Genomic DNA, 22,585 nt, shown 5'->3' on the forward strand with positions numbered 1-22,585 from the left:
GGGGCACGGCCGGAAATGCCTTGCGAGCGCGGGGGTGGTCGGGCAGCGTGCCCGCCATGGTTCATCTGGAGGTGGCGCACGTGGAGCACGTGCTGCCCGACGGTCGCACGCTGCTCGACGACGTCTCGTTCCGCGTCCCCGAGGGCAGCGCGACCGCTCTCGTCGGGCCCAACGGCTCGGGCAAGACCACCCTCCTGCGCCTGCTGTCGGGCGAGCTGACCCCGCAGGCGGGCTCCGTCACCGTCGCGGGCGGCCTCGGCGTCATGCCGCAGTTCGTCGGCTCCGTGCGCGACGCCAGCACGGTGCGCGACCTGCTCGTCGCGGTCGCCCCGCCGCGCATCCGCGACGCCGCACGCGCCGTCGACGCCGCCGAGCTGGCCATCATGGAGGTCGACGACGAGCCCGCCCAGCTCGCCTACGCGCAGGCGCTCGCCGACTGGGCCGAGGCGCGCGGGTACGAGGCCGAGACGCACTGGGACGTCTGCACCGTCGCGGCTCTCGGCATCCCGTACGAGCAGGCGCGCTGGCGAGAGGTGCGCACCCTGTCGGGCGGCGAGCAGAAGCGCCTGGTCCTGGAGTCGTTGCTGCGCGGCACCGACGAGGTGCTGCTGCTCGACGAGCCGGACAACTACCTCGACGTCCCGGGCAAGCGGTGGCTCGAGGACCAGCTGCGCGCCACCCGCAAGACGGTCCTGTTCGTCTCCCACGACCGCGAGCTGCTGGCCACGGCGGCCGACCGGATCGTGTCGATCGAGCCCGCGCCGTCGGGCGCGGACGCGTGGGTGCACGGCGGGTCGTTCGCGACGTTCCACGAGGCCCGGCGCGAGCGCTTCGCCCGCTTCGAGGAACTGCGGCGGCGGTGGGGCGAGAAGCACGAGCAGCTGAAGAAGCTGGTGCGCGAGCTGCAGCGCGCCGCGACGATGAGCGACGTCATGGCGGCCCGGTACAAGGCCGCCCAGACCCGCCTGCGCAAGTTCGAGGAGGTCGGTCCGCCGCCCGAGCCGCCGCGCGAGCAGGACATCCGCATGCGCCTGCGCGGCGGCCGCACCGGCGTGCGCGCGGTGACGTGCGAGCAGCTCGGCCTCACGGGGCTCATGCAGCCGTTCGACCTCGAGGTCTTCTACGGTGAGCGGGTCGCGGTCCTCGGGTCCAACGGCTCGGGCAAGTCGCACTTCCTGCGCCTGCTGGGCGGCGACGACGTCGCGCACACCGGCGAGTGGCGGCTGGGCGCGCGCGTCGTGCCGGGCGTCTTCGCGCAGACGCACGCGCAGCCGGAGCTGTTCGGCCGCACCCTCACGCAGGTGCTGTGGGAGGACCACGCGCGTGACCGCGGCGCCGCGATGTCCGTGCTGCGCCGCTACGAGCTGACCGTCGCCGCCGACCGCGCGTTCGACCGGCTCTCGGGCGGGCAGCAGGCGCGGTTCCAGATCCTGCTGCTCGAGCTCGCCGGCTGCACCGCGCTGCTGCTCGACGAGCCCACCGACAACCTCGACCTCGCCAGCGCCGAGGCGCTGCAGGAGGGGCTGGAGGCGTTCGAGGGCACCGTGCTCGCCGTCACGCACGACCGCTGGTTCGCGCGCGGCTTCGACCGCTTCCTCGTGTTCGGCGCCGACGGCACCGTGCGCGAGACGCTCGAGCCCGTCTGGGACGAGGGGCGCGTCGTCCGGGCGCGCTGACCCTCAGCCGCGGCGCGCCGCGGGCGTCGTCGTCCGGGACCGGCGGCCGGCGACGACGTCGAGCACGTTGTCGACGAGCCGCTCGGCGTCGTCCCCGGTCGCGGCGGTGATCCCGAGGGTGGAACCGAGGTGGGCCGGCGCGACGAGCAGCAGGACCAGGTCGAGCGGGTCGAGCTCGGCGGTGCCGCTCGCGTCCAGCAGCTGCTGGAAGAGGTCGAGCCGCGGCTGCAGCAGCTCCGCGGTGCGCTCGGGGCTCGTCCGCGCGTCGCGCGACGCGCGGACCAGCGCGTCGACGAAGGCGAGGCCGCCCGGGCGGTCGAACGCGTCGAGCAGGCCGCGCGTGTACGCGAGCAGGTCGGCGCGCAGGTCGCCGGTGGCACGGACCGGCGACGCGGCGTTGACGTCGGCCACCGCGACGTCGAGCACGAGCGCGTCCCGGGTGCGCCAGCGCCGGTAGATCGTCGCCGCGTGCACCCCGGAGCGGGCCGCGACCTCGGAGATCTCGGGCGCCTCGCCGCCCTGCTCTGCCATGAGCTCGCGCACCGCCCGGTGCACCGCCTCCCGGGTCCGGGCCGTGCGGCCGCCGGGGCGCACGGTCCCCGTCGACTGGAAGCCGGGGTCGGTCGCGTCGGTCATGACGACACCTTAACGCAACAAGCGTTGCGTCAGTGGCTCGAGCGCGCTACGTTGCAAACGCAACTTGGATCGCATCAACAGCGGAGGTGGCGGGATGTCCAGAGTGCTGGTGGTCGGAGCGGGGATCGCCGGGGACGCGCTCGCAGTGCTGCTCGACAGGGCCGGATGGCAGGTGACCGTGGTGGAGATCGCTCCCGACCTGCGGTCCGGCGGGCAGACCGTCGACCTGCGCGGGGACAGCCGGGACGTGCTGGACCGGCTCGGGCTCCTCGACGTGGCGCTCGGGGCCACGGTTGAGCAGCGGGGACTCGCGTGGATCGACGAGCGGGGCCGGCGGCGCGCCGAGATGCCCGTCGAGGCCTTCGGCGGGGCGGGCTTCGTCTCGGCCGAGGAGCTGCTGCGCTCCGACCTGGCCCGGCTGCTGCACGACGCCACCGGGCCGCGCACCCGCCACCGGTTCGCCGACACCGTGACCGGTCTGACGCCGACCGACCGGGGCGTACGGGTCCAGTTCCGCCGGCACGCACCGGAGGACTACGACCTCGTCGTCGGGGCGGACGGCGCGCACTCGACGGTCCGGCGTCTCGTCCTCGGGCCGGAGGAGTCGTTCCGGCACCCGCTCGGGCTCGCGCACGCCTGGTTCACGCTGCGGGAGACGCCGGACACCCCGCCCGTCGACGGCTGGTTCCTCATGCTCAACCTGCCCGGATCCAGGGTGGTCGAGGCGCGGCCGGGCCACGCCGGACGGCAGGAGGTCGGCTTCACCTTCCCGGCCACCACGCTGCCGCCTCGTGGGGACGCCGAGGCGCGGTTCGCCCTGCTCGAGCACACCTTCGCGGGGGAGGGCTGGCGCACGGCGGAGCTCCTCGCGGCGGCGCGCACGGCCGACGACTTCGCGCTCGACACGTACGACCAGATCCACGTCGACACGTGGTCGAGGGGGCGCGTCGTCCTGCTGGGCGACAGCGCGTGGTGCGCCAGCCCCCTGAGCGGGCTCGGCACGGCGCTCGCGCTCCGGGGCGCGGCCACGCTCGCCGACGCGCTCGGGGACGAGGCGCCGCCGGACGTGGCCGGGGTGCTCGCCGGGTACGAGGCCGCGATGCGCCCCGTGGTCGAGCGCGCGCAGGCCATGTATCCGGGGAGGGTCCGGTCGTTCGCACCGCGCACGCGGCTCGGCATCGCGACCATGACCGGCGTCATGCGGCTGATCCAACGTGGCCCGGTCGAGAGGTTCCTCACCCGACGCGTCGGGGAGTACGGGCGGGCGCCCGAGGCGGCGCCCGCCCCGTCCGTCACGACCGGCCGCTGAAGAAGGCGCGCAGGTCGGCCGCCAGCAGCTCGGGCTCCTCCATCGCCGGGAAGTGGCCGCCCTCGGGGTGCTCCACCCACTGGTCGATCGCGCCCCAGGCGTTGAACACCTTCGCCATCAGCGGGTGCGTGTCGAACACCGACCACGCGGACGGCACCTCGGCGGCGGAGAGCCAGTCCAGGCCCGAGTGCGACGCCTCGTAGTAGAACTGGGCGCTGGACGCGCCGCTGCGGGTGAACCAGTACAGCGACACGTTGGTCAGGAGCTGGTCGCGGTCGACGGACTCGTCCGGCGTGCGGCGGGAGGGGTTCGTCCAGGTCTGGAACTTCTCGGCGATCCACGCGAGCTGCCCGACCGGCGAGTCGGTGAGAGCCGGCCCGATCGTGTCCGGGCGGTGGTTCTGCATCTCGAAGTAGCCGTGCTCGGCGGCGTCGGCCGCGCGCACCGCCTCGATCTGCGCGACCTCGTCGGCGGTGAGCCCCTCGGGCATCGGGTACTGGTCGCCCACCATGCCGAGCGACCGGCCGTCGCTGCCGACGTGGGTGCCGATCACCCGCTGCGGGTACAGCGCGGCCAGGCGCCCGGTGGTGCCGGCGCCGATGTCGGTGCCGTGCACCGCGAACCGGTCGTAGCCGAGCCGCGTCATGATCTCGGCGTACGCCTCGGTGGTCCGCGCCACCTCCCAGCCGGTGCCGGACAGCGGCGTCGAGAACCCGAACCCGGGCAGCGACGGCACGACGACGTGGAACGCGTCGGTGAGCAGCGGGATCAGCCGCTGGTATTCGACGAACGACCCCGGCCACCCGTGGCAGAGCAGCAGCGGGATCGCGTCCGGGTTCGCGGAGCGGGCGTGGACGACGTGGAAGGTCTGGCCGTCGACGACGGTCGTGAACTGGTCGTGGGCGTTGAGCGCGGCCTCCTGGGCGCGCCAGTCGAACCCGTCGCGCCAGTGGTCGGCGAGCTCGCGCAGGTACGGCAGGGGGATGCCGCGGCTGAAGTTCGTGCGGTCGTCGCGGCCGGGCACGGGCAGGGGCCAGCGCGTGCGCGCCAGCCGGTCGCGCAGGTCGTCGAGATCGGCCTGCGGCACGTCGATGCGGAAGGGGACGAGGGCGGTGTCTGCGCGGTTCGTGGTCATGGCTCCACGCTCCCAGGGAACGCGGAAGACTTGCTTCCGCGATCGGTGAGAAACTCCGTGGATGCTCGAGACGTCGGCCCGCCTGCTCCACCTCCTTTCCCTGCTGCAGCTGCGGCGGGACTGGACCAGCGGCGAGCTCGCCGACCGGCTCGGGGTCAGCACCCGGACGGTGCGGACCGACGTCGGCAAGCTCCGGTCGCTCGGCTACCCGGTCGAGGCGCGCCCCGGGGTCGCCGGCGGGTACCGCCTGGCCGCCGGGACGGCGATGCCGCCCCTGGTGCTCGACGACGACGAGGCGGTCGCTGTCGCCGTGGGGCTCGGCGTCGCGGCGAGCGCGGGCGCGGACGGCGGGGAGACGTACCTCACCGCGCTGGCGAAGCTCGAGCAGGTGATGCCCTCGCGGCTGCGGCGTCGCGTCGAGGCCGTCCGCGAGGCCACCAGCGTGGTTCCGGGGACGGACCCGTCCCCGGACCTCGAGGTGCTCGGCGCGGTGGCCGCCGCGATCCGGGCGCACGAGCGGCTCCGCTTCGGCTACACCGCGCACGGCGGCGCCGAGACGGCCCGCCACACCGAGCCGCACCGTGTGGTGCGCTGGGGGTCGCGCTGGTACCTGCTGGCCTGGGACCTCGACCGGGAGGACTGGCGGGTCTTCCGGGTGGACCGGATCGCCCCGCGCCCGCCCACCGGCGCGCGGTTCCGGCCGAGGGTCGTCCCCGAGGACGCCGTCCAGCGGTACGTCGTGGCCCGGGTGGGGCGGGCGACGTGGCGCCACCGCGCACGGATCCTCGTCCACGCGCCCGCCGACGAGGTGGTCGCGAGGATCGGCTCGCCCCTCGAGGTCGAGGTGCTCGGGCCGCGGACGTGCCGCGTCGAGGTGGGCAGCGACGACCCCGATCAGCTCGCGCTCTGGGTCACCCAGCTCGGGATGGACGTCGAGGTGCTCGAGGGAGCCGAGCTCCGGGCGGCGTTCGGCCGGCTGGCGGAACGGTTCACGCGGGCGGCGCAGGTGCCGCCGTCGCCGTGACCTCGGCGTCGAGCGCACCCTCGGCGACGCGCACGTGCACGGCGTCGCCGGTCGCGACCTCGCCGGCCGCGCGGACCACGTGCCCGTCGGCGCGCTGCACGACGGCGTAGCCGCGCTCGAGCGTGGCCTGCGGCGAGAGCGCCCGGACCTGGGCCGCGAGCCGACCGACCTCCCCGGAGGCGCGCAGCAGCGCGGCGTCCAGGCAGTGACGGGCGTGCCGCACCTGCTGGGCGAGCTCGCGCTCGCGGGCGTCGAGGGTCGTCTGCGGCCGGGCGAGCACGGGGCGCGACCGCAGCGCGTCCAGGCCGTGCTGCTCGCGCTCGACCCGCCCCGCCGTCGCGGCGCGCATTCGGCGTCGCGCCTGGTCGAGGCGCAGCCGCTCCTCGGCGACGTCGGGGACCACGCGCTTGGCGGCGTCGGTCGGGGTGGACGCGCGGTGGTCGGCCACCAGGTCGAGCAGGGGGGCGTCCGTCTCGTGGCCGATGGCGCTGACCAGCGGCGTCGTGCAGGCCGCGGCAGCGCGCACCAGGGCCTCGTTGCTGAACGGCAGGAGGTCCTCGACGGAGCCCCCGCCTCGTGCCACGACGATCACCTCGACCTCGGGGCGGGCGTCCAGGTCGGCGAGGGCGGCGCTCACCTCGCGCACGGCGTCCACGCCCTGCACGGCGACCTCGCGGATCTCGAACCGCACCTGGGGCCAGCGGGCCCGCGCGTTGACGACGACGTCGTGCTCGGCCTTCGACTCCCGCCCGCACACCAGGCCGACGACGGCCGGCAGGAACGGCAGGGGCCGCTTGCGGTCGAGGTCGAACAGGCCCTCGGCGGCGAGCACCCGGCGCAGCTGGTCGATGCGGGCGAGCAGCTCGCCGACGCCCACCTGCCGCACGGCGGTGGCGCGCATCGACATCCGCCCCGTCTTGACCCAGAACTCCGGCTTGGCCTGCACCACCACGTGGTCGCCCACCTCGGGCTTGTGGTGCAGGCCGTCGAAGACGCGCGTCAGCATGTGCACCGGCAGGGACGCCTCGGCGTCCGTGTCGCGCAGCGTGACGAACTGCATCCCCGCCCGGGGCCGGTAGGTGTGCTCCACGACCTGGCCCTCGACCCAGACGAGCGACATCTTCGCGACGTAGTCCCGGATCTTCGCGGACAGCAGCCGCACCGGCCACGGGCGCTCCGCCGTCGTCTCGCGGGCGAGCTCGGGCAGGGGCTGGGGCTGGGCTTCCGGCTGGGCTTCCGGTGAGGACACGTCCGACACGGCGTCCAGCATGCCCCACGCCCCCGACGAGTTCGTCAGGCGCTCGTCCAGCGCCCGTCACAGGACGTCCACACGGGCCCACCTAGACTGGCCGCGTGACTGCGACAGCCCCGGCTCCGACCAGCCCGACCACCACCAAGCGCGTGCTCCTGGCCGCGCCGCGCGGCTACTGCGCGGGCGTGGACCGAGCCGTGGTGGCGGTCGAGAAGGCGCTCGAGACGTACGGCGCGCCCGTGTACGTGCGCAAGGAGATCGTGCACAACAAGCACGTCGTGGAGACGCTGCGCGACCGCGGCGCGATCTTCGTCAACGAGACGGACGAGGTGCCCGAGGGCGCCCGCCTCGTGTTCTCGGCGCACGGCGTCTCGCCGGCGGTGCGCGAGTCCGCCGCGGCGCGCAGCCTGGAGACCATCGACGCCACGTGCCCGCTGGTGACCAAGGTGCACAAGGAGGCCGTCCGCTTCGCGAAGGACGACTACGACATCCTCCTCATCGGCCACACGGGGCACGAGGAGGTCGAGGGTACGGCGGGCGAGGCGCCTGACCACGTCCAGGTCGTCAACTCCCCGGACGAGGTGGACCAGGTGGAGGTCCGCGACCCGCACAAAGTCGTCTGGATCTCGCAGACCACGCTGTCCGTCGACGAGACCATGGAGACCGTGCGCCGCCTGCGCGACCGGTTCCCCGAGATGCAGGACCCGCCCAGCGACGACATCTGCTACGCCACGCAGAACCGCCAGGTCGCGGTGAAGAAGCTGGCGCCGGAGTGCGACGTCGTCGTCGTCGTCGGCTCCGCGAACTCGTCCAACTCGGTGCGCCTCGTCGAGGTGGCGCTCCAGGCCGGCGCCCGGGCGTCGTACCGCGTGGACCGCGCGACCGAGATCGAGGACGCCTGGCTCGAGGGCGCCACGACCGTGGGCGTCACCTCGGGCGCGTCGGTGCCGGAGATCCTCGTGCAGGACGTCATCGCGCACCTCGACAGCCACGGCTTCGGCGAGGTCGAGGAGGTGCGCACCGCGACGGAGGACCTGATGTTCTCCCTGCCGCGCGAGCTGGCGCGAGGCCTCAAGGCCGCGGGCCAGGAGGAGAAGCGGCCCCGCCGCGGTGCGCGCACCGCGCTGCCGGTCGAGCCCGCCTGACGCCGGCTCAGCCGGCGGCGGACTCGCCCCTGTCGTCCGGCTCGGCGGCGCGCTCCAGGTCGCGCTGCGCGGCGTCGACGAGGGACTCGACCGAGTCGTCCCGCCCGCCCTCGACGCCGAGGATGCCGAGGTCGACGACCAGCCCCTCCTCGATGGCGAGCAGCTCCGGCTTCGTGACCGCGCGCGTGGTGTCCTCGACCGCCTTCAGCGGCTCGAGGGCCTGGCCGGCGTCGACCACCTTGAGCTCGACCATGCGGCGTGCCTGCGGCAGCACGCGGGTCTCGAGGGAGCCGACGAACGCGTTGTAGTGCTTGGTCGCGGCCGTCATCGACTGCCCGAGCTTGGTGATGCTCTTGGTCATCGTGACGATGCGGGCGTACAGCTCCTTGCCCGTCTGCAGCACCTTCTGGGCGTCCTCGGCGATGGCGTCCTGCTGCCACGCGTACGCCACGGTGCGCAGCATCGCCACGAGCGTCATCGGCGTCGCGACGAGCACCCGCTTGCGGATGGCGGTCTCGAGGAGGTCGGGCCGGCGCTCGACGGCGGCGGCCAGGATCGGCTCCGCCGGGACGAACATCACGACGAACTCGGGCGCCGCGTCGAACTGCGACCAGTAGGCCTTGTCCGCGAGGACGTCCACGTGCTTGGCGAGGTCCTTGGCGTGGGCGTCGAGCTCCTTGTCGCCGTCGGCGGAGCTCTCCGCCTGCTGGGCGCGCAGGTACGCGCTGAGCGGCACCTTCGCGTCGACCACGATCGTCTTGCCGCCCGCCAGGCTCACGACCAGGTCGGGGATGAGGGTCTCGCCCTCGGCCGTGGTGCGGTGCACCTGGGCCTCGAAGTCGACGTGGTCCATCATCCCGGCGGCCTCGACGACCCGCTTGAGCTGCAGCTCGCCCCACACGCCGCGGGTCTGGTTGGAGCGCAGCGCCGAGACGAGGTCGCTGGTGCCGACGCGCAGCTGGGAGTTGACGGTCTCGAGGTGCCGCAGCTGCTCGGTGAGCGCCGTGTGGCCCTTGATCCGGTCCTGCTCGGCGCTGTCGACGCGGGCGTTGACCTTGTCGAGGGTCTTGCTCATCGGGTCGAGCAGGGCGCGGATGGCCTGCTCGCGCTGGGCGAGCGTCTCGTCGTTCTTCTGGGTGCTGCGCTGCAGGCGCTCGTCCGCGAGGTCGAGGAACTGCTTCTGGTTGGCGGCCAGCGCGTCGTTGGCCAGCGCGCGGAACCGCTGCGCGGCCGCCTCCTGGTCGCCCTTCGCCTCCGCGAGCTGCCGCTCGAGGTCCTCGCGCACCTGCACGAGCAGGCGGTCGGCCTGCTCGCGGGCCTCCACGACGCGCCGGTCCGCCTCGTCACGGGCCCGGTCCAGGTCGCGGTCGGCCAGCTCACGCTGCTCCGCGAGGCGGCGCGCGGTCTCGTCGCCCGCCTGCGCCAGGCGGCTGCGCAGCTCGGCGGCGTCGCGGCGCAGGGTCTCGAGCTCGCCGTGCTGCGCCACCCGCTGCATCTCCTGCGACCGGCCCGCCTTGGCCGCGCGGTTCGCGTGCCCCATCCATCCCAGCAGCGCACCCAGCACGAGGGCGGCGGCGATCAGGAGCAGGGCGAGGGACGTCGTCATGGGCGACACGGTGTCACGGGGCACCGACAGGACCGAGCTCCCACGCGACGGAGCACTACGGTTGACCCGTGAGCGACCAGACCGGGCCGCCGCCCGCCGCCCCTGTCCCTGTCCCGCCCGACCTCGATGCCGCCCTCAGCCTGCGCGGGCTGTGGAAGCGGTTCGGCCAGAAGGTCGCCGTCGCGGGCGTCGACCTCGACGTGCCCACCGGATCGTTCTTCGGGCTCGTCGGCCCCAACGGCGCCGGCAAGACGACGTCCCTGTCCATGGCCACCGGCCTGCTGCGCCCCGACTTCGGCGCCGTGCACGTGCACGGCACGGACCTGTGGGCGCGCCCGGACGAGGCCAAGTCCCAGCTCGGCGTGCTGCCCGACGGGGTGCGCCTGTTCGACCGCCTCACCGGTGCGCAGCTGCTCACCTACGCGGGCCTGCTGCGCGGGCTCGACCGGGACACGGTCGCCGAGCGCACCGAGGACCTGCTCCAGGCGATGGACCTGACCGGGGACCGCGACACGTTCGTCGTCGACTACTCCGCCGGCATGACCAAGAAGATCGGCCTCGCCTCCGCGATGATCCACGCCCCGCGCGTGCTCGTCCTCGACGAGCCGTTCGAGGCCGTCGACCCGGTGAGCGCGGCGAACATCCGCGACATCCTGCGCGCGTACGTCAGCGACGGCGGCACGGTCGTGGTCTCGAGCCACGTCATGGACCTGGTGCAGCGGATGTGCTCGCACGTGGCGATCATCGCCGGCGGGCACGTGCTCGCGGCCGGGACCGTCGCCGAGGTGCGGGGCGAGCAGAGCCTCGAGGACCGCTTCGTGGACCTCGTGGGCGGCCGTCGGGAGTCGGAGGGACTGGCGTGGTTGCGCAGCTCGTCCGCCTCAAGCTGACCCTGCTGGCCAACACGTTCCGCCGGAGCGTGTGGCAGACGATCGGGCTCGTCGTCGGGTCCCTCTACGGCCTCCTGGTGCTGACCCTGGTGCTGGTCGCCGCCGTCGCGGGCGGCACCGCCGACCCCGCGCTCACCGGCCGGGTGATCACCGTGGCGGGGGCGCTGGTCGTCCTGGCGTGGTGGCTCGTGCCGGTCTTCGCGTTCGGCGTGGACGCCACCCTCGACCCGCGGCGCTTCGTGACGTTCGCGATCCCGCGGCGCACGCTGCTGGCCGGCCTCGCGCTCGCCGGGCTGGTGTCGATCCCCGCCGCGGTGACGACGCTCGGCGCGCTCGGCGTCTCGTTCGCGTGGTGGCGCGACCCCGCGGCCCTGGTGGCCGCCCTCGTCGGCGGCGTGCTGGCGACCGCGCTGTGCGTGGTCGGCTCGCGCGCGACGACGACGGCCCTGGCGCCGCTGCTGGACTCGCGCCGCTACCGCGAGGTGCTGATGGTCGTGGCGGTCGTCCCGATCCTGCTGATCGGCCCCGCGTTCGGGTGGGTGGCGAACGGCGTCGAGGTCACCGTCGACGGGTCCGGGTCGGGCGCGGTGGACGCCGTCCTGACCCCCCTGGCACAGGTGGTGGGCTGGACGCCGCTCGGCGCCCCGTGGGCCCTGCCGTCCGCGGTGCACGACGGCGCGTGGGGCCTGTTCGCAGCGCGCCTGCTCATCTCGGTCGGCACGCTCGCGCTCGCGTGGGTGGTGTGGGACCGGTCGCTCGCGCGCGAGCTCGTGACGCCGCGGGGCGGGGGAGCGGCCTCGGCCGCGAAGGGCCTCGGCTGGTTCGGCCGGCTGCCCGCGACGCCCACCGGGGCCGTCGCCGCCCGGGCTGCGACGTACTGGCTGCGCGACCCCCGGTACGCGGCGTCCGTCGCGATGGTGCCGCTGCTGCCGCTCGTGCTGCTGGCCGTCGGGGTCACGAACGGCGGCGGGGGCGGCCTGTTGCTCGTCATGGCACCCCTGGCGGCGTGGCTGCTCGGCTTCGGCATCTCGAACGACATCGGCTACGACAACACGGCGTTCGCCCTGCACGTCGCGACCGGGACGAAGGGCCGCGCCGACCGGTGGGGTCGGGTGCTGCCGGTGCTCGTCGCGGGCCTGCCGCTGTGCCTGGCGTTCGCCGTCATCGGCTGCGCCGTGGCCGGCCGGTGGGACGCCCTGCCCGCGATGCTCGGGCTCACCTGCGGGGTCCTGGGAGCCTCGCTCGGGATCTCGAGCGCGGTGTCGGCGCGCATGGTCTACCCCGTGCCGAAGCCGGGCGAGAGCCCGTTCAAGTCACCGCAGGGCGCGACGATGGCGACCATGGTCGCCCAGATGGCGGCGATGCTCGTCGTGCTCGCCGTGAGCGTCCCGACGCTCGCGCTGACGCTGCCCGCCGTGCTGATGCCGCAGGCCGCGCTCGGGTGGGGTGCGCTCGGCGTCGGGCTGGTCACGGGCGTCGTCGTCCTGCTGGTCGGCGTGCGCCTGGGGGCCCGCACCTACGACCGTCGGCTGCCCGAGCTGCTGCAGCAGGTCATGGCCTTCGGGTGACGAACCGTCCACCCGCCCGGGCGATTCCTGGGCGGGTGGTCATGGGCTCCCCAAGCGGGCTTTGCGACAATGGAGCACGTGACGTCCCTGAACCCCGAGCACCTGCCCCTGCCCGCGCGCTGGACGGCGTCGGCCCCCGAGCTCGGCGACCTGCCACGCCTGGGCGAGCTCCGCGGGGTGGTCGCGGCGCCCTTCACGGGCTCGTCGGTCGTGAACCAGGACGCCCTCGCCGCCGAGGTGGCGGGCCCGATGTCGTGGACGCGCCGCCAGGTGGTGGTGCGCGACCCGGCCGGCGAGATCCGGGCCTGGGCGACGGCGCACGACCGCGCCGCGGGCCGCGTCGTCGTGACCGTGGACGTCGACCGCGCCGCCGCCGGGGCCGACGAGCTCGCCGCGGGCGCCTACGGCTGGGCGGCGCGGCAGGGCCGTGAGCTCGCAGCCCTGCGCGGGCTGGGCCGCACGCAGCTCGACGCGGGCGCGTTCGCCGGGGACGACACGCAGCGGCGCTGGCTCGCGGCGGCCGGGTACGCGCAGGCGCGCTCGTGGCTGCAGATGTCGCGTCCGGTGCTGCCGGAGGAGGCGCTGCGCGGCGTCCTGCCCGACCCGAGGCCCGGCGTCACGGTGCGGCAGGTCGCGACCCACGAGGACGGCCTGCCCGTGGCCGACGACCTCCAGACCGTGCACCGCGTGCTCGAGGGCGCGTTCGAGGACCACTTCAACTCCTACCGCGAGAGCTTCGGCGAGTTCCTGGTGCGGCTGCGCGCGGACCCCGGGCACCGCTGGGACCACTGGTGGCTGGCGTTCGTCGACGACCCCGAGCGCCCGGGCGCCGCGCCCGAGCCGATGGGCGCCCTCGTCGGGGCCGCCCTGCCCTCGGGCGCGTCGGGCAAGGAGGGCAGCTACGTCGAGTACCTCGGCGCGGACCGCCGGGCCCGCGGCCGCGGGGTCGCGACAGCCCTGCTGTTCGCGGTCATCCGCGACGCCGCGGCGCGCGGGCGCGACCGGGTGGGCCTCGAGGTCGACGCCGACAGCCCGACCGGCGCCGCGTCGCTGTACGAGAGCTGGGGCTGGCGCACCCGGTACGTGACGGAGTCCTGGCACCAGGACGTCGACGCCTGAGTGTCCGTGCCCCGACCTACGGTCGTCGCATGACGACGTTCGGGCCGGACGACGAGCTGCAGGGCGCGCGGTTCGTCGAGGCCGACATGACGGGCGCCACGTTCCGACTCGTCCGGCTCGACGGCGTGCGGTTCGACCAGAGCTTCCTGCCCGGCGCGGTGATGCGGGGCGTCGACCTCACGGGCGCCGACATCGACGGCGAGATCACGGGGTTGCGCGTCAACGGCGTGGACGTCGTGCCGCTGATCGAGGCCGAGCTGAACCGCCGGTACCCGGGCCGCGAGCAGGCCAGGTCCGCGGACCTCGCCGAACAGCGGGCGTCGCTCGATGCCGCGCTCCGGCGCTGGGACGAGCACCTGGTCCGTGCCGCCAACCTCGGGCCACGGGCGGTCGACACGTCGGTCGACGGCGAGTGGTCGACGGCGCAGACGCTGCGGCACCTGGTGTTCGCCGTGGACGGCTGGATCCGGTACGGGCTGCGGGGGATCGACGACCCGTTCTGGTACGCCGGGCTGCCGTTCACCGAGTACGAGCCGGAGGTGGCGGCCCTGGGCGTGGACCTGGAGGCGACGCCCTCGTGGGAGGAGATCCTCGCCGTGCACGCCGACCGCATCGGGCAGGTGCACGCCCTGTACGACGAGCTCGCGGGCACCGACGTCACGGCCGACGCCCCGCGGCTGCCGCCCTGGGCGCCGGAGGGGCTCACCCGCGCGGTGCACGAGAGCCTCGGCGTCGTCGCGCGCGAGCACTGGGAGCACCTGCAGTTCGTCGAGCGCGACCTGGCGACGCTGGAGGAGCGCGCCGGCGGGCAGCGGTCGTAGGCCCGCCACGTAGACTCTCCCGACGTGGCACTCACCATCGGCATCGTCGGCCTGCCCAACGTCGGCAAGTCCACGCTCTTCAACGCTCTGACCCGCAACCAGGTGCTCGCCGCGAACTACCCGTTCGCGACGATCGAGCCCAACGTCGGCGTGGTCCCGCTGCCCGACCCGCGGCTCGACACCCTCGCCGGGATCTTCGGCAGCGAGCGCACCCTGCCCGCCACGGTGTCGTTCGTCGACATCGCGGGCATCGTCAAGGGCGCGTCGGAGGGCGAGGGCCTGGGCAACAAGTTCCTCGCGAACATCCGTGAGGCCGACGCGATCTGCCAGGTCACCCGCGTGTTCGACGACGGCGACGTCGTCCGCGTCGAGGGCTCGGTCGACGCCGAGGGCGACATCGAGACCATCTCCACGGAGCTGATCCTCGCCGACCTCCAGACGCTGGAGAAGGCGCTGCCGCGCATGGAGAAGGAGGTCAAGATCAAGCGGGGCGACGCCGCGCTGTTCGCGGCCGCCACCACCGCGCAGAAGATCCTCGAGTCGGGCACCACGCTCTTCCAGGGCGCGAAGGCCGAGGGCCTGGACCTCGCCGACGTCGCGTCGCTGCAGCTGCTCACGGCGAAGCCGTTCATCTACGTGTTCAACACCGACGAGGCCGGCCTCGCGGACCAGGGCATGCAGCAGCGTCTGCGCGACCTCGTCGCCCCCGCCGACGCCGTCTTCCTCGACGCGAAGTTCGAGTCCGAGCTCGTCGAGCTCGAGCCCGAGGACGCCGCGGAGATGCTGGCCGACTCCGGCCAGGAGGAGGCGGGGCTCGACCAGCTCGCCCGCGTCGGCTTCCACACGCTCGGCCTGCAGACGTACCTCACCGCCGGCCCCAAGGAGTCCCGCGCCTGGACGATCCGCAAGGGATGGACGGCCCCGCAGGCCGCCGGCGTCATCCACACCGACTTCGAGCGCGGCTTCATCAAGGCCGAGGTCATCTCGTTCGACGACCTGGTGGAGGCCGGCTCCGTGCAGGCCGCCCGCTCCGCCGGCAAGGCGCGCGTCGAGGGCAAGGACTACGTCATGCAGGACGGCGACGTCGTGGAGTTCCGCTTCAACGTCTAGATCGCGAGGGAACCACGGACCGTGAGGAGCTCCGCACCCCGTCAGGGTGAGGACGGGCGCGAGGAGCGGGCGACGACGGGTAGCGAGCACTCCCGCCTGATCATCGTCCGCGGGAACTCCGGCAGCGGGAAGACCCGGCTGGCACAGGCGATCCGTGCGGCGCGGCCGCGCGGCGTGGCGATCGTCGGGCACGACGTGCTGCGGCGGGAGATCCTGCACGTCCGTGACCATCCGGGCGCGCTGAGCGTGCCCTACATCGACCTGTCCGCACGGTTCGCGCTCGACCACGGCCTCGACGTGGTGGTCGAGGGCATCCTGCACTCCGAGAGCTACGGCGAGATGCTCGCGCGGCTGCGGGACGACCACGTCGGCGTGACCCGCTGCTACTACTACGACCTCCCCCTGGACGAGACGCTGCGGCGGCATCGGACCAAGCCGCTGGCGGCCGAGGTGTCGGAGGCCGACGTCGCCTCCTGGTACCGCAGCGAGGACCGGGTCCCCGCCCTGGACGAGTCGGTGTTCGACGCCACGGTCAGCGCCGCCGCCGCCCTGGAGCGGGTCCTCGCCGACGCCGGGTGGACCACCTCTCACCCGCGAGGGTGAGCGGATGCCCCGTGCGGAGGATCCCTGCGCGCGCCGACCCGGCCAGCCTGGACGCATGGATACGACGACCGACACGCGCCCCCTCGCCCCGACCGTCCCGTTCTCCCGCACCCGCCGGGTCGCCGGCGGTGTCGGCGCGCTCGCCCTGGTCGGGCTGGGCATCGCCCACACCGTCACGAACGCCGCCGGCTTCGCCGCCGACCCGGAGGGCTCCTGGCCGCTGTTCCTGATCTTCGGGGCGGGGCTCAGCGTCCTGCTGTGGGCGCTCGCCGTGGTCGCCTGGCGCTACTCGCGGCGGGGTGCCGGGCCGGTGGCGCGCGTCGTCGTGCTCGTCGCCGGAGTCCTCTGCTGCGCGCTGGCCGCCAACGTCCTGCGGGTGCACCCCGAGCTCGTGCTCTCGCCCGCCGGCCCCGGTCCGTGGTCCCTGGTGGCCGGGCCGGCGCTCCTGGTCGCGGCCGCACTGCCGCGGCGACGGGGATAGCTCGGAGCGCGCTCAGACGACCCGGCGGACCTCCTGCGGCCAGCCGCACGCCTCGGCCACCTTGCCGGCCCACGTCGTCGCGGCGTCGTCGTCGGGGACGTCGATGATGGTCAGGCCGCCGACCCGCTGCTGCGTCGGGGCGAACGGCCCGGCGGTGATCACGGGCGCGCCGCCGGTCGCGTCGGCGGAAAAGGCGCTGGCGTCGTCCTCGTCCACGCCGCCGGCGAACACGAGGACGCCGGCGTCCCGCATGTCGTCGACGACGGCGTTCGCGAGCGGCCCGCGCCCGGCGAACCACTCGGGGGTGTGGTCGCCCACCCACTGCTGGTTGAAGTAGATGATGTAGTGGCTCACCGTCGCTCGTCCCGTCGCCGTCGTCGGATGGTTCCCGCGCAGCACGCTACTCCCGGGAATCACGTTGCGCCGCGGTGCGACGATGCCTGGCATGACCCTCCCGACCCCGGTCCTTCCGACCGAGCGACTGACGCTGCGCCCGTTCGCGGTGGCCGACGGCGACGACCTGTTCGCGCTGCAGAGCGACGCGTTCGTGCTGCGCTACTGGGACTCGCCGCCGTGGCGCGACCGGTCGCGGGTCGACAGCTTCCTCGACCGGTGCCGGCGGATGGAGAAGGAGGGCAGCGGCGCGCGGGTGGCCGTCGAGCGCGCCACCGACGGGGCGTTCGTCGGCTGGTGCACCTTCCACGACTGGGACCCGGGGTTCCGGAGCGCCTCCCTGGGCTACTGCTTCACCCAGGCCTCGTGGGGCCACGGCTACGCGACGGAGGCGGCCCGCGCGCTGCTCGGATGGGCCTACGACACCCTCGACCTCAACCGGGTCCAGGCCGAGGCCGACACGCGCAACGCGGCGTCGGGCCGGGTGCTCGAGAAGCTCGGCTTCGTCCTCGAGGGCACCCTGCGCGAGGACTGCGTCGTGGACGGCGTCGTGTCCGACTCGTGGGTGTACGGCCTGCTGCGACGTGACTGGGCGGGCTCCCGGGGGCACGCCTGAGCCGCATCAACCCCCGCAGACCTCGTCCACCGCGAAGACGGCCGTCCCGTCGCTCGTCCACAGCGGGGTGACCTCCGGGTACGCGTCGTCCCAGGCGGCATCGAACGGGATCCTCCCGCCGTCCTCCGCGTCCTGGAAGAACTGGAGTGCGACGTCGTCGGTCAGGAAGACCGACGAGCAGACGGCGTCGACCACCGTGCGCAGGGTGTCCGCGTCCACCGCCGGGCCGGGCTGGAACACGTCCACGGACATCTGCTGGGCGAAGCCGTTCTTGTGCGACCCCACGTCCACGGTGTCGGCGTCGGGCAGCGCCGCGTCCACCGCGGCGGCGACGGCGTCCTCGGGCGGCGCGTCGCCCCTCTTGCCGGAGATCTCGTCGGCCGGCGCGTTGCAGCCGGAGAGCAGGAACGCCCCGCCCGCGACCAGGGCCAGCGTCGCGGTGCGTCGTCGGGAGCGCGACGTCGTGGGAGTGGTCAAGTCCGTTCGTCCTTCGTGGAGGGTGCCGGACGGTCCGGCGGGGGAGATGCTGCTCTCGGCATACCATCATCCCCTCCCCACGGCGACGTGGTGGAGCCACGCCCCGACGACCCGATGAGGCCCCGTGACCGACCCCGACCGCGCCGCCGAGCGCGCGATCGACTTCCGCCCCCTGACGGAGCCCGTCGACCAGCGGCTCGTCCCGGCGTACGACGCGGAGCTGCACCGACGGGCCGGCCTCCGCGCGCCGTCCGGCGGGTCGGGCGCCGGGTGCTTCGTCGCCATCGCGCTCCCGATCGGGCTGCTGTTCGCGGGTGCGTTCTGGATGGGCTACGCGTCGCGCCCGACCGAGTGGGGGTGGGCGCTGGTGGCCGGCCTCATCCTGGTCGGCACCTTCGTGCTGTGCGTGCGGGCGATCGTCGTCGGGGCGCAGAACGCGGCCCAGATGCCGTCGCGCCGGTACCGCGTGGCGCGGTTCGCCGAGGCGAACGGGCTGACCTTCGAGCTGGTGGAGCAGGGGCCCGAGCCCGCGGGGCTCCTCCTCGGCAAGGGGAGCGACGGGCGGCTCGAGCGCGTCCTGCGGTGGCCGGACGACGGGATCGAGGCGGGCACCTACCACTACGTGACGCGGAGCGTGAAGTCGACGACGCCGTGGTCCTACGACTACGCGCGCATCCGCGGCCTCGGGTCCGCGCCGGAGCTGTTCGTCGACGTGCGGTCGACCGGGTCGCGCCGGCGGCTCTACCGCCCCATGCACTCCTACGGGGCCCGGACCGGGCTCGACGCGCCGGGGGGCGCCCACTTCACGATGTGGACCCTGCCCCGGAGCACCGCACGGGCCCGGCGCTTCGTCGACGACGAGCTGCTCGAGCTGCTCGCCCTGCGGGACGTGAACCTGGAGCTCGCCGGCGACGACGCCTTCGTCTACCTCCGCCTCGACACGATGGTCCCGATGACGGACCCCGACCTGTGGCGCTGGCTCCTGGACCTCGCCGCCGTGCTCCGCGAGCGCGCCCGCGCCTGAGACCATCGCTGACGAGACGACCGATGCGGAAGACCCCATGAACGAGGTGACCGTCCGTCCCTGCGCCGGGCCGGAGGAGTATCCCCGCCTGGTCGCGATCTGGCGGTCCGCCGTCGACGCGACGCACGACTTCCTGGCGGACGACGACCGCGCGCGGATCGAGGAGCTGCTCCCGACCGCGTACCTCCCGCACGTGCGGCTGTTCGTCGCCGAGCGGGCCGGCCGCGTGGTCGGCTTCGCGGGCGTGTCCGGGGCGTCGCTGGAGATGCTGTTCGTCGACGCGGCGGACCGGGGGAGCGGCGTGGGGAGCGCGCTCCTGGCGCACGTGGTCGACGAGTGCGGCGTGACGACCGTCGACGTGAACGAGCAGAACACGCAGGCCGTCGGCTTCTACGCGCGGGCCGGGTTCACGGTGACGGGCCGGAGCCCGGTGGACGACGAGGGTCGGCCGTACCCGCTGCTGCACCTCGCGCTGACGCGATAGCCGGCTCGCTCAGCGGTCGTCGCCGGGCGGCGGCAACTGCGGGTAGTCCGCGACCGGGTAGACGCCGACGGCGAACCCGTGCACCTGGTCGCCGCGGCGCGGGAGGGTGTCGAACTCCTCGACCAGCGCCGCCATGCGGTGCCAGAACTCCTCCTTCTGCGCCTCGTCGATCCGGGCGTGCCGCAGGAATCCCCACAGCTGCCCCTCGAGGTACGCGGGCCGGGACTCGCGGGCGGCGACCTCGAGGTCGTTGAAGTCCAGCGGCCGGACGCCGCCGTCCTCGCCGTCGCCCGGCTCCTCGAGGGAGACGTGGAACAGCCGCGCCGTCCGGCCGTAGAACGCCTCGTCGATCGCACGGACCCGGCGGGTGCGGACCACGGTCAGCAGGCCCGCGTCGGTGAGGACCTTGACGTGGTGGGCGACGGTGCTCTTGGGCCGGCCCACGGCGGAGGCGAGCTCGGTGACGCTCGCGGCCCGCTCGTGGAGCAGGCCGAGGATCGTGGTGCGCAGCGGATGGGCGAGCGCGCGGACCTGGTCGGGCCGGGTCAGCGCCCGCCTGTCCTCGAGGTCGTAGTCGGGGGTCTTGCCGTCCATGGCTGCCGATACTAACGTTCTAGAACGTTCGAACAATCTGGATCGTTGGAGGAGTCATGGCCGAGATCGTCCTGTTCCACCATTCCCAGGGGCTCACCGCGGGGGTGCTGGCGTTCGCCGACGTCCTCGCCGCGCAGGGGCACACCCTTCACGTCCCCGACCTCTTCGACGGCCGCACGTTCGACGACGTGGAGAGCGGCGTCGCCCATGCGCAGGAGATCGGGTTCGACACCGTGCTCGACCGGGGCGCGGCCGCCGTCGAGGGGCTCCCCGACGCGCTGGTGTACGCGGGCTTCTCCATGGGCGTGATGCCCGCGCAGCGGCTCGCGCAGACCCGCCCGGGCGCGGTGGGCGCCCTCTTCCTCGACGGCTGCCTGCCCGTCGCGGAGTTCGGCTCGTGGCCCGACGGCGTCCCGGTGCAGGTCCACGGCGGGTCCGACGACGCGTGGTTCGCCGAGGACCTGGAGGCGGCCCGCGAGCTGGCCGCCTCCGTGGGCGAAGCCGAGCTGTTCCTCTACCCCGGCACGGCGCACCTGTTCGCCGACTCCTCGCTGCGGGGCCACGACCCGCAGGCCGCCGCCCTCCTGCTCGAGCGCGCGCTGCCCTTCCTCGCCGCACTCACCCGGGGGGCTGATCCGGCATGATGCGCGGGTGATCATCCGCCGCGGCGAGCGCGCCGACGTCCCCGCCGTCCTCGAGCTCTGGGCGGTGGCCGGGGAGAACGCGTCCCGGCCGGCCGACGACGCCACCCTGGTCGAGAACCTCCTGCGCCGGGACCCGGACAGCCTCCTCGTCGCCGAACAGGACGGCGCGATGGTCGGCACCGTGATCGCCGGCTGGGACGGCTGGCGTGCGCACCTCTACCGCCTGGCGGTGGCCCGCGAGGCGCGCGGGCAGGGCGTCGGCCGCGGCCTCGTGGAGGCCGCCGAGGACCGGCTCCGCGCGCTCGGCGCCATCCGGTTCGACGCGATGGTGCTGTCCGCGAACGACCTCGGGGCGCGCGCCTGGTCCGCCCTCGGATACCGGCCCCAGGACGACTGGACGCGGTGGGTCAAGCCCGCCTGAGCCGTGCTCCCGCGCGCGGCGGCGAGGACGGGGCGCCGATACTGGACGGCATGAGCCTGTACGAGGACGTCGGGGGCTTCGACGTGCTGCTGGCGGTGTGCCGGCGGTGGAACGCGCTGTGCCTGGCGGACCCGGCCGCGGCGCACCCGTTCTCTCACGGCACGCTGCACCCGCAGCACGACGAGCGGCTCGCCGCCTACCTCGCCGAGGCGACGGGCGGGCCGGCGCTGTACACCGGCGGCTACGGGGACGAGGCGAAGGTGCAGCGCATGCACGCGGGCAACGGCGAGCACCCGGAGCTCGACGAGGTGTGCGTCCGGCTCTTCCGGCGCGCGCTCGACGACGCGGGCGTCCCGCCCGCTGCGGCCCGGCGGGTCGGTGACTACTTCGAGCGCTCGACGGTCGCGATGCGCGCCTACGCCGGCGGTCGCGACGGGGTGCCGTCGGGGCTCCCGCTCCCGCGGGCGTGAGGGCGGTCAGGCCGCGGTGACCGGTGCCCCCGCGACGGCGTCCGCGAGGGCGCGGACCAGCGGGTTGCGGTCGCCCGCGCGCCAGGCGAGCGCCCAGCGCACCGGCGGGGCGTCGCGGACGGGCACGTACACGAGCCCGGGCCAGGAGTAGAACCGGGCGGCGTCCGCGGCCGTCGCGGCGACCGCCTGCCCGGTGCTGACGACCGCGAGGATGTCGTCCCAGCTCGTCACCTCGGGGCCGCGCGGCACGGGGCGTCCCGACGGGGTCCGGGCGGGCTGGAACGTCGTCTCGGTGGCTGCGGGGATGGGCGACCGGTGCGCGGGGAAGGTCAGGTCGGCGTAGTCCTCGAGGCCGACGGAGGGGCGCCCGGCGTACGGGTGGCTCGCGGCCATGACCAGCATCACCGGCGACGTGTGGGTCACCGGGCCGATCACGACGTCGGGCTCGTCGACCGGCAGCCAGAGGTGGGCGACGTCGACCGCCCCGGACCGCAGCGGCGTGAGCGGGTCGACGACGTTCAGCTCGCGGTGCACCAGCCGTGCCGCGGGATGCGCGGCCCGGAACCGGTCGACGACGTCCCGGATCATCCAGCTCTGCGGCCCCATGGCCCCCAGCACGAGGGTGCCGCCGGCCGCGCGGGCGCTCGCGGACGCCGCCTCCACCGCGTCGAGGATCTGCGCGTACGCGGGCCGCAGGGCCCGGGCGAGCTGCTCGCCGGTCTCCGTGAGCCGCACCGTCCGGGAGGTGCGCTCGAACAGCGGGGCGCCGATGCGGCGTTCCTGCGCGCGGATGGCGTGGCTCACCCGCGACGGCGTGACGTGCAGCCGCTCCGCGGTACGGGCGAAGTGCAGCTCCTCGGCCAGGGTGAGGAAGACCTCGATGTCCCGCAGCTCCATGACCATGACTCTAGGTCCATGACTCCGGGGTCACGGCTGCGTTGCGGAGGTCGCCGTTGATGACCCGGAGCCGCCCCTCCAGGCTGGTGGCGGGGGGGGGGCGGAGGGGGCGAAGAAAAAAGCAAGAAGACCACAAAAAAAAAGAAAGGGGAACGTGGAGTTTTCTCTCCTGGGGGAGCGTCTCCCTGAC

General features: G+C 74.3%; 25 protein-coding genes. 17 read left to right on the forward strand and 8 right to left on the reverse strand.

The features are described 5' to 3' along the window. Positions 1–56 precede the first annotated feature (56 nt). Entirely contained in the window at positions 57–1,676 is a 1,620-nt protein-coding gene (locus ACWF41_RS11395) for an ATP-binding cassette domain-containing protein (RefSeq protein ID WP_380317329.1), read from the forward strand. 3 nt (positions 1,677–1,679) lie between these two features. On the opposite strand, the gene ACWF41_RS11400 is transcribed toward ACWF41_RS11395, so the two are convergent. Further along, on the reverse strand, positions 1,680–2,312 hold the full coding sequence (locus ACWF41_RS11400; protein ID WP_380317332.1) for a TetR/AcrR family transcriptional regulator: 633 nt from the start codon (positions 2,310–2,312) through the stop codon (positions 1,680–1,682). Between the two features lie 94 nt (positions 2,313–2,406). Between ACWF41_RS11400 and ACWF41_RS11405 the strand changes: the two genes are divergently transcribed. Next, positions 2,407–3,621, forward strand: coding sequence for an FAD-dependent monooxygenase (locus tag ACWF41_RS11405; protein WP_380317335.1), 1,215 nt, complete (start codon positions 2,407–2,409; stop codon positions 3,619–3,621). Here the strand turns inward: ACWF41_RS11405 and ACWF41_RS11410 are convergent. Next, positions 3,605–4,756 carry an epoxide hydrolase family protein gene (locus tag ACWF41_RS11410; protein WP_380317338.1) on the reverse strand — a complete coding sequence of 384 codons (1,152 nt, stop codon included), beginning with the start codon at positions 4,754–4,756 and terminating at the stop codon, positions 3,605–3,607. The two genes, ACWF41_RS11405 and ACWF41_RS11410, sit on opposite strands and share 17 nt — an antisense overlap. A gap of 61 nt (positions 4,757–4,817) precedes the next feature. On the opposite strand from ACWF41_RS11410, the gene ACWF41_RS11415 reads away from it, so the two are divergent. Next, positions 4,818–5,780, forward strand: coding sequence for a helix-turn-helix transcriptional regulator (locus ACWF41_RS11415; protein ID WP_380317341.1), 963 nt, complete (start codon positions 4,818–4,820; stop codon positions 5,778–5,780). Here the strand turns inward: ACWF41_RS11415 and xseA are convergent. After that, complete coding sequence (xseA, locus tag ACWF41_RS11420; protein WP_380317344.1) at positions 5,746–7,050, reverse strand: exodeoxyribonuclease VII large subunit; 1,305 nt, start codon at positions 7,048–7,050, stop codon at positions 5,746–5,748. The genes ACWF41_RS11415 and xseA overlap by 35 nt on opposite strands. Positions 7,051–7,133: 83 nt before the next feature. On the opposite strand from xseA, the gene ACWF41_RS11425 reads away from it, so the two are divergent. After that, positions 7,134–8,177, forward strand: a complete 1,044-nt coding sequence (locus ACWF41_RS11425) for a 4-hydroxy-3-methylbut-2-enyl diphosphate reductase (protein ID WP_380317346.1) — start codon at positions 7,134–7,136, stop codon at positions 8,175–8,177. 7 nt (positions 8,178–8,184) lie between these two features. Here the strand turns inward: ACWF41_RS11425 and rmuC are convergent, their stop codons facing one another. Continuing rightward, the gene (rmuC, locus tag ACWF41_RS11430; protein ID WP_380317349.1) at positions 8,185–9,783 is read right to left on the reverse strand and encodes a DNA recombination protein RmuC; all 1,599 of its coding nucleotides are present in this window, start codon (positions 9,781–9,783) and stop codon (positions 8,185–8,187) included. A gap of 68 nt (positions 9,784–9,851) precedes the next feature. Here rmuC and ACWF41_RS11435 point away from each other — a divergent pair, with 68 nt between their 5' ends. The 7 genes from ACWF41_RS11435 (at position 9,852) to ACWF41_RS11465 (ending at position 16,375) form a co-directional block, all read left to right on the forward strand. After that, the gene (locus tag ACWF41_RS11435) at positions 9,852–10,673 is read left to right on the forward strand and encodes an ABC transporter ATP-binding protein (protein ID WP_380317352.1); all 822 of its coding nucleotides are present in this window, start codon (positions 9,852–9,854) and stop codon (positions 10,671–10,673) included. Further along, entirely contained in the window at positions 10,643–12,241 is a 1,599-nt protein-coding gene (locus tag ACWF41_RS11440) for a hypothetical protein (protein WP_380317354.1), read from the forward strand. Before ACWF41_RS11435 ends, ACWF41_RS11440 begins: the two co-directional genes overlap by 31 nt. Positions 12,242–12,310: 69 nt before the next feature. Continuing rightward, the gene (locus ACWF41_RS11445) at positions 12,311–13,360 is read left to right on the forward strand and encodes a GNAT family N-acetyltransferase (protein WP_380317357.1); all 1,050 of its coding nucleotides are present in this window, start codon (positions 12,311–12,313) and stop codon (positions 13,358–13,360) included. 29 nt (positions 13,361–13,389) lie between these two features. Beyond that, positions 13,390–14,181 carry a DinB family protein gene (locus ACWF41_RS11450; protein WP_380317360.1) on the forward strand — a complete coding sequence of 264 codons (792 nt, stop codon included), beginning with the start codon at positions 13,390–13,392 and terminating at the stop codon, positions 14,179–14,181. Positions 14,182–14,205: 24 nt separating this feature from the next. Beyond that, entirely contained in the window at positions 14,206–15,291 is a 1,086-nt protein-coding gene (gene ychF, locus ACWF41_RS11455; protein ID WP_380317363.1) for a redox-regulated ATPase YchF, read from the forward strand. Positions 15,292–15,312: 21 nt separating this feature from the next. Then, the gene (locus tag ACWF41_RS11460) at positions 15,313–15,894 is read left to right on the forward strand and encodes a zeta toxin family protein (protein WP_380317366.1); all 582 of its coding nucleotides are present in this window, start codon (positions 15,313–15,315) and stop codon (positions 15,892–15,894) included. A gap of 55 nt (positions 15,895–15,949) precedes the next feature. Then, positions 15,950–16,375, forward strand: a complete 426-nt coding sequence (locus tag ACWF41_RS11465) for a hypothetical protein (protein WP_380317369.1) — start codon at positions 15,950–15,952, stop codon at positions 16,373–16,375. A gap of 12 nt (positions 16,376–16,387) precedes the next feature. On the opposite strand, the gene ACWF41_RS11470 is transcribed toward ACWF41_RS11465, so the two are convergent. Further along, complete coding sequence (locus ACWF41_RS11470) at positions 16,388–16,729, reverse strand: YciI family protein (protein WP_380317371.1); 342 nt, start codon at positions 16,727–16,729, stop codon at positions 16,388–16,390. Between the two features lie 91 nt (positions 16,730–16,820). On the opposite strand from ACWF41_RS11470, the gene ACWF41_RS11475 reads away from it, so the two are divergent. After that, the gene (locus ACWF41_RS11475; RefSeq protein WP_380317374.1) at positions 16,821–17,384 is read left to right on the forward strand and encodes a GNAT family N-acetyltransferase; all 564 of its coding nucleotides are present in this window, start codon (positions 16,821–16,823) and stop codon (positions 17,382–17,384) included. Between the two features lie 6 nt (positions 17,385–17,390). Here ACWF41_RS11475 and ACWF41_RS11480 read toward each other — a convergent pair whose 3' ends face one another. Beyond that, positions 17,391–17,861 (reverse strand): hypothetical protein, encoded by a 471-nt coding sequence (locus ACWF41_RS11480; RefSeq protein WP_380317377.1) that lies wholly within the window; start codon positions 17,859–17,861, stop codon positions 17,391–17,393. 124 nt (positions 17,862–17,985) lie between these two features. On the opposite strand from ACWF41_RS11480, the gene ACWF41_RS11485 reads away from it, so the two are divergent. Together ACWF41_RS11485 and ACWF41_RS11490 are read left to right on the forward strand one after the other, a co-directional pair. After that, positions 17,986–18,885, forward strand: a complete 900-nt coding sequence (locus ACWF41_RS11485; RefSeq protein WP_380317380.1) for a hypothetical protein — start codon at positions 17,986–17,988, stop codon at positions 18,883–18,885. A gap of 37 nt (positions 18,886–18,922) precedes the next feature. Continuing rightward, a complete protein-coding gene (locus ACWF41_RS11490; protein ID WP_380317382.1) occupies positions 18,923–19,369 on the forward strand; it encodes an acetyltransferase in 447 nt (148 codons plus the stop codon). A gap of 9 nt (positions 19,370–19,378) precedes the next feature. On the opposite strand, the gene ACWF41_RS11495 is transcribed toward ACWF41_RS11490, so the two are convergent. Next, complete coding sequence (locus tag ACWF41_RS11495) at positions 19,379–19,963, reverse strand: ArsR/SmtB family transcription factor (protein ID WP_380317385.1); 585 nt, start codon at positions 19,961–19,963, stop codon at positions 19,379–19,381. Positions 19,964–20,019: 56 nt separating this feature from the next. Here ACWF41_RS11495 and ACWF41_RS11500 point away from each other — a divergent pair, with 56 nt between their 5' ends. Genes ACWF41_RS11500 through ACWF41_RS11510 form a run of 3 tightly spaced genes read left to right on the forward strand, consistent with a single transcriptional unit; the run spans position 20,020 to position 21,498 of the window. Beyond that, complete coding sequence (locus ACWF41_RS11500; protein ID WP_380317388.1) at positions 20,020–20,607, forward strand: dienelactone hydrolase family protein; 588 nt, start codon at positions 20,020–20,022, stop codon at positions 20,605–20,607. Between the two features lie 7 nt (positions 20,608–20,614). Next, positions 20,615–21,028: a GNAT family N-acetyltransferase gene (locus ACWF41_RS11505; RefSeq protein ID WP_380317391.1), complete on the forward strand. Its 414-nt coding sequence runs from the start codon at positions 20,615–20,617 to the stop codon at positions 21,026–21,028. A 50-nt stretch (positions 21,029–21,078) separates the two neighbouring features. Then, positions 21,079–21,498, forward strand: coding sequence for a globin domain-containing protein (locus ACWF41_RS11510; protein ID WP_380317394.1), 420 nt, complete (start codon positions 21,079–21,081; stop codon positions 21,496–21,498). Between the two features lie 6 nt (positions 21,499–21,504). Here ACWF41_RS11510 and ACWF41_RS11515 read toward each other — a convergent pair whose 3' ends face one another. Beyond that, positions 21,505–22,395 carry a LysR family transcriptional regulator gene (locus ACWF41_RS11515; protein WP_380317397.1) on the reverse strand — a complete coding sequence of 297 codons (891 nt, stop codon included), beginning with the start codon at positions 22,393–22,395 and terminating at the stop codon, positions 21,505–21,507. Positions 22,396–22,585 lie beyond the last annotated feature (190 nt).

The organism is Isoptericola sp. NPDC055063 (assembly GCF_053608125.1).

Excerpts from the sequence above, each read along its gene's own strand:
- ACWF41_RS11395 (WP_380317329.1), top strand. The coding sequence starts at position 57 with ATGGTTCATCTGGAGGTGGCGCACGTGGAGCACGTGCTGCCCGACGGT.
- ACWF41_RS11400 (WP_380317332.1), bottom strand. The coding sequence starts at position 2,312 with ATGACCGACGCGACCGACCCCGGCTTCCAGTCGACGGGGACCGTGCGC.
- ACWF41_RS11405 (WP_380317335.1), top strand. The coding sequence starts at position 2,407 with ATGTCCAGAGTGCTGGTGGTCGGAGCGGGGATCGCCGGGGACGCGCTC.
- ACWF41_RS11410 (WP_380317338.1), bottom strand. The coding sequence starts at position 4,756 with ATGACCACGAACCGCGCAGACACCGCCCTCGTCCCCTTCCGCATCGAC.
- ACWF41_RS11415 (WP_380317341.1), top strand. The coding sequence starts at position 4,818 with ATGCTCGAGACGTCGGCCCGCCTGCTCCACCTCCTTTCCCTGCTGCAG.
- xseA (WP_380317344.1), bottom strand. The coding sequence starts at position 7,050 with ATGCTGGACGCCGTGTCGGACGTGTCCTCACCGGAAGCCCAGCCGGAA.
- rmuC (WP_380317349.1), bottom strand. The coding sequence starts at position 9,783 with ATGACGACGTCCCTCGCCCTGCTCCTGATCGCCGCCGCCCTCGTGCTG.
- ACWF41_RS11445 (WP_380317357.1), top strand. The coding sequence starts at position 12,311 with ATGGAGCACGTGACGTCCCTGAACCCCGAGCACCTGCCCCTGCCCGCG.
- ACWF41_RS11450 (WP_380317360.1), top strand. The coding sequence starts at position 13,390 with ATGACGACGTTCGGGCCGGACGACGAGCTGCAGGGCGCGCGGTTCGTC.
- ACWF41_RS11465 (WP_380317369.1), top strand. The coding sequence starts at position 15,950 with ATGGATACGACGACCGACACGCGCCCCCTCGCCCCGACCGTCCCGTTC.
- ACWF41_RS11475 (WP_380317374.1), top strand. The coding sequence starts at position 16,821 with ATGACCCTCCCGACCCCGGTCCTTCCGACCGAGCGACTGACGCTGCGC.
- ACWF41_RS11490 (WP_380317382.1), top strand. The coding sequence starts at position 18,923 with ATGAACGAGGTGACCGTCCGTCCCTGCGCCGGGCCGGAGGAGTATCCC.
- ACWF41_RS11495 (WP_380317385.1), bottom strand. The coding sequence starts at position 19,963 with ATGGACGGCAAGACCCCCGACTACGACCTCGAGGACAGGCGGGCGCTG.
- ACWF41_RS11500 (WP_380317388.1), top strand. The coding sequence starts at position 20,020 with ATGGCCGAGATCGTCCTGTTCCACCATTCCCAGGGGCTCACCGCGGGG.
- ACWF41_RS11510 (WP_380317394.1), top strand. The coding sequence starts at position 21,079 with ATGAGCCTGTACGAGGACGTCGGGGGCTTCGACGTGCTGCTGGCGGTG.
- ACWF41_RS11515 (WP_380317397.1), bottom strand. The coding sequence starts at position 22,395 with ATGGAGCTGCGGGACATCGAGGTCTTCCTCACCCTGGCCGAGGAGCTG.